Genomic DNA, 3,201 nt, shown 5'->3' with positions numbered 1-3,201 from the left:
CTTTTCTTTAGCCATCGAGACCGTCTCCCATCGTTGAATTGAGCTAGTCACGCCACCATTAAAACAAAGGCAGATATTCACATATCTGCCTTTGTGGTTTGGAGCTCATGAGCGGATTTGAACCGCTGACCTCACCCTTACCAAGGGTGTGCTCTACCAACTGAGCTACATGAGCGAAGCTTTTACCGTAACCCTCAAAGCTGGAGCGGGTAGCGGGAATCGAACCCGCATCATCAGCTTGGAAGGCTGAGGTTCTACCACTAAACTATACCCGCGAACGCCGAAGCCTACGCTTGAATCTGGTGGAGGGGGAAGGATTCGAACCTTCGAAGTCTATGACGTCAGATTTACAGTCTGATCCCTTTGGCCGCTCGGGAACCCCTCCAAAGTGAGGCGGCATTTTCATCACTTGCCACCCTGCTGTCAAGCATTTTCTCATATAAATCTTGAGGTTAGCTTCCATGACAGCGGCTACGACAGCGGAACAACAGACCCTAGCTGCGAAGCGGGCGCCATTCTATTCAAACTATTCCGAAGTTGCAACGCTTGTGCAGGACATCTGCCGATGCTGTAGCGCCGGCATATCCTTAATCAGCCCTTCCAGGATCGTGTCGTCGACGAGATGACGGCTGGCAGCGGAAATACGGACCCAATACTTGCGATGCACCCGAGGCAGCTCACGGACCAGGGCAGCATAATCCACCTCCCGCAGACGAGCCACGACCCCCTCCGCCGAATCCTTGCGCGAAAAGATTCCGAGTGAAATACCGTTGGCCAAGTCACCGACCGTGATGATGTAACTGTCTATATTCCTGCTCTGCAGCTCTCGCAGCTGACGCAGAGAGGCCGATCTGGAAGCCAGCGGAGGCAGATACACCCAATAATCCACCCCGCCAGCCATATCCACGAACTGGACACTGGATTGCACGTCCAGGCTCAACAGCCGTTGCTCCAATGAATTGGCCAGCTGCTCATCATCGAACCCACCCAAGAACAGACACGCACTATCGGATTCGCCAGGCACCACCTGCTCACGTCGCTTTGGGGAAGGCGACTCGCTGATCAGGGTAATGTTCTGCTGGGGCCTGTTATAGGCGTCGAGTGGCGCTACCTCCTTTATCCTCAGAGGCGCTTGGTACTGGTGTTGTAGAAAGAAAAAGACATTCAACAGCATCAGCAGGAGAAAAAACCAACGCATGCAAGCTTCGACCTTGTCTATGGGCTAGGGGCAGGCGATGGCCAAGCCGCGGAATACGAGATCAGGCACGCAGCGTATGCCCTCAATGCCTGCAATCAGAGCGACATCGCCGCCCGTGGCATATACCACGAAGTCACTCCCCAGATAATCGCCGGCCTGCAGGATCTGCGACTCGACAAAACTGCGCAACATCAGCAAGCAGCCCCGCTCAACCGCCTCGGCTGTCGAGCGGCCCGGCCGAGCCTCATCCCGAAGCGCCCGAGCGGACTCAACGTCATACCGAATACGCCGCGTATGAGCATGCAACTGATGCCGAAGCAATGACATACCCGGGCAAATGTAGCCGCCCAGGTGAACCCCCTCCGAGTTGACCAAATCAACGGTCACGGCCGTTCCAAGATCGATTACGAGCATCGCGCGCGCCCCTAACTCGAAGGCGCCCACGATTGCCAACCAACGATCCATGCCCAAGCGCTCGTGATCGAGGTAGCCATTAACCACACCGCCGAGCCGCCTCGCCGGCATTGCCCGCAGCACCTCGACGCCCAACGTTTCGGCCAGACGCGAACAAACGTCCGCGGTCTCGTCATCGCTACGGACGCTAACCAGTCTCGCACGCGAGACATGCAACTCAGGCAGCTCCGCAAGCTGGGCGATCAGCTCGACCAGCGAAACCGCCACGCCCTCCATCAATACGACATCGACCGAAGGATCGAATACACGCCACTTGATCAGGCTGTTACCGCAATCCAACTCAAGAATCATGGATCCAACCTCAAGCTGAGCTCCCCACCACTAAACGAATGTTCGCAGCCATTGATCGACAACCTGAGAGCCCCCTGCTGATCGACCCCGAGCACAATCCCAGAGAAATCTTGAGCGCCGGTGCTGAGGGTGCATTTGCACCCCTGCCAGATATGGCTGGCCTCCCATTCGGCCTGCAAAGCTGGAAATCCGAGCGCCATATGACGCTTCAAGTAGCCCTGCAGCGAGTCGCTCAGCGCAAGCACGAGATCATTCCGATCTACCATGCCTCCAGTCTGAGCCCTTACGGAGGTCCATGGCTGGTCGATTCCACTATCGGCCATGAGCATGTTGACGTTGATGCCTATGCCTATGACGACATGGCACACATCCGCCGGATCCCCCGTCAACTCCAAGAGGATCCCAGCGATCTTTCGGCCATCGGCATATACATCGTTTGGCCACTTCAGCCCCGCCCGTTCAACGCCAAGAAGACGCAGTGTCTGCATGACCGCCAGCCCCACGACCAGACTCATGCCCGATAACTGCTGCGCCCCTCCAACAACCTTGAGAGCCAAGCTGTAATAGAGATTCTGCCCGACAGGACTGACCCATTTACGGCCGCGCCGTCCCCGCCCATCAGTCTGAGCCTCAGCCAGAACGAGAAAGGGAGCGGATACTTGCTCCTGCAGCAGACGGAGCGCCTCGGCATTGGTGGAGTCGATAGTACTGCGCAGGTACAGCGACCATCCCAGCCGGCGCAAGTGAGGCTCGAGCTTTTCATGATCGAGCAGGGAAAGCGACTCAGCCAGGCGATAACCTCGCCCCGGCACTTTGTAAAGCCTCAAGCCGGTTTCGCTCTCTACACGCTGCAAGTGCTTCCAGACGGAGCTGCGACTCACACCGAGCTTTTCCCCCAACTCCTGCCCCGAATGAAAGCGCCCATCCTGGAGCAATCTCAACAGCCTATTCATGTCACACCCCAACTAACGAGGCTCGCATGATAGCGACGCCGACCGTAAGTGCCTAGGAAGCCGGATCGTACGCAAAAGCAAACCCCCGACCCGCTAACGCGGATCGGGGGTTTGGGATAGGTGCTTGACGATGACCTACTCTCACATGGGGAGACCCCACACTACCATCGGCGATGCGTCGTTTCACTGCTGAGTTCGGGATGGGATCAGGTGGTTCCAACGCTCTATGGTCGTCAAGCAATTCGGTTGGGAAGTCGGCATTCAGTCGCCTTCCCGTATTGGGTA

The 3,201-nt window shown here is 56.9% G+C and carries 3 protein-coding genes, 3 tRNA genes and 1 rRNA gene; all 7 read right to left on the bottom strand.

The features are described from left to right. Positions 1–99 precede the first annotated feature (99 nt). Positions 100–175 (bottom strand) — tRNA-Thr (locus BAY1663_RS22365). A 26-nt stretch (positions 176–201) separates the two neighbouring features. After that, positions 202–275, bottom strand: a tRNA-Gly gene (locus tag BAY1663_RS22360). A 25-nt stretch (positions 276–300) separates the two neighbouring features. After that, a tRNA-Tyr gene (locus BAY1663_RS22355) sits at positions 301–385 on the bottom strand. A 141-nt stretch (positions 386–526) separates the two neighbouring features. Beyond that, entirely contained in the window at positions 527–1,198 is a 672-nt protein-coding gene (locus BAY1663_RS22350; protein WP_037045238.1) for an SPOR domain-containing protein, read from the bottom strand. Positions 1,199–1,222: 24 nt separating this feature from the next. Beyond that, positions 1,223–1,963, bottom strand: coding sequence for a type III pantothenate kinase (locus tag BAY1663_RS22345; protein ID WP_037045236.1), 741 nt, complete (start codon positions 1,961–1,963; stop codon positions 1,223–1,225). Then, positions 1,960–2,916, bottom strand: coding sequence for a bifunctional biotin--[acetyl-CoA-carboxylase] ligase/biotin operon repressor BirA (birA, locus tag BAY1663_RS22340; RefSeq protein WP_037045234.1), 957 nt, complete (start codon positions 2,914–2,916; stop codon positions 1,960–1,962). The genes BAY1663_RS22345 and birA overlap by 4 nt, the downstream gene beginning before the upstream one ends. A gap of 122 nt (positions 2,917–3,038) precedes the next feature. Beyond that, positions 3,039–3,154 (bottom strand): 5S ribosomal RNA (gene rrf, locus BAY1663_RS22335). Positions 3,155–3,201 lie beyond the last annotated feature (47 nt).

Source organism: Pseudomonas sp. BAY1663, assembly GCF_000582595.1.
GTDB classification, from domain to species: Bacteria; Pseudomonadota; Gammaproteobacteria; order Pseudomonadales; family Pseudomonadaceae; genus Stutzerimonas; species Stutzerimonas stutzeri_AF.
Note: the sequence above shows the minus strand (reverse complement) of the source record. Positions and strands in the feature narration are given on the sequence as shown.

Excerpts from the sequence above, each read along its gene's own strand:
- BAY1663_RS22350 (WP_037045238.1), bottom strand. The coding sequence starts at position 1,198 with ATGCGTTGGTTTTTTCTCCTGCTGATGCTGTTGAATGTCTTTTTCTTT.
- BAY1663_RS22345 (WP_037045236.1), bottom strand. The coding sequence starts at position 1,963 with ATGATTCTTGAGTTGGATTGCGGTAACAGCCTGATCAAGTGGCGTGTA.
- birA (WP_037045234.1), bottom strand. The coding sequence starts at position 2,916 with ATGAATAGGCTGTTGAGATTGCTCCAGGATGGGCGCTTTCATTCGGGG.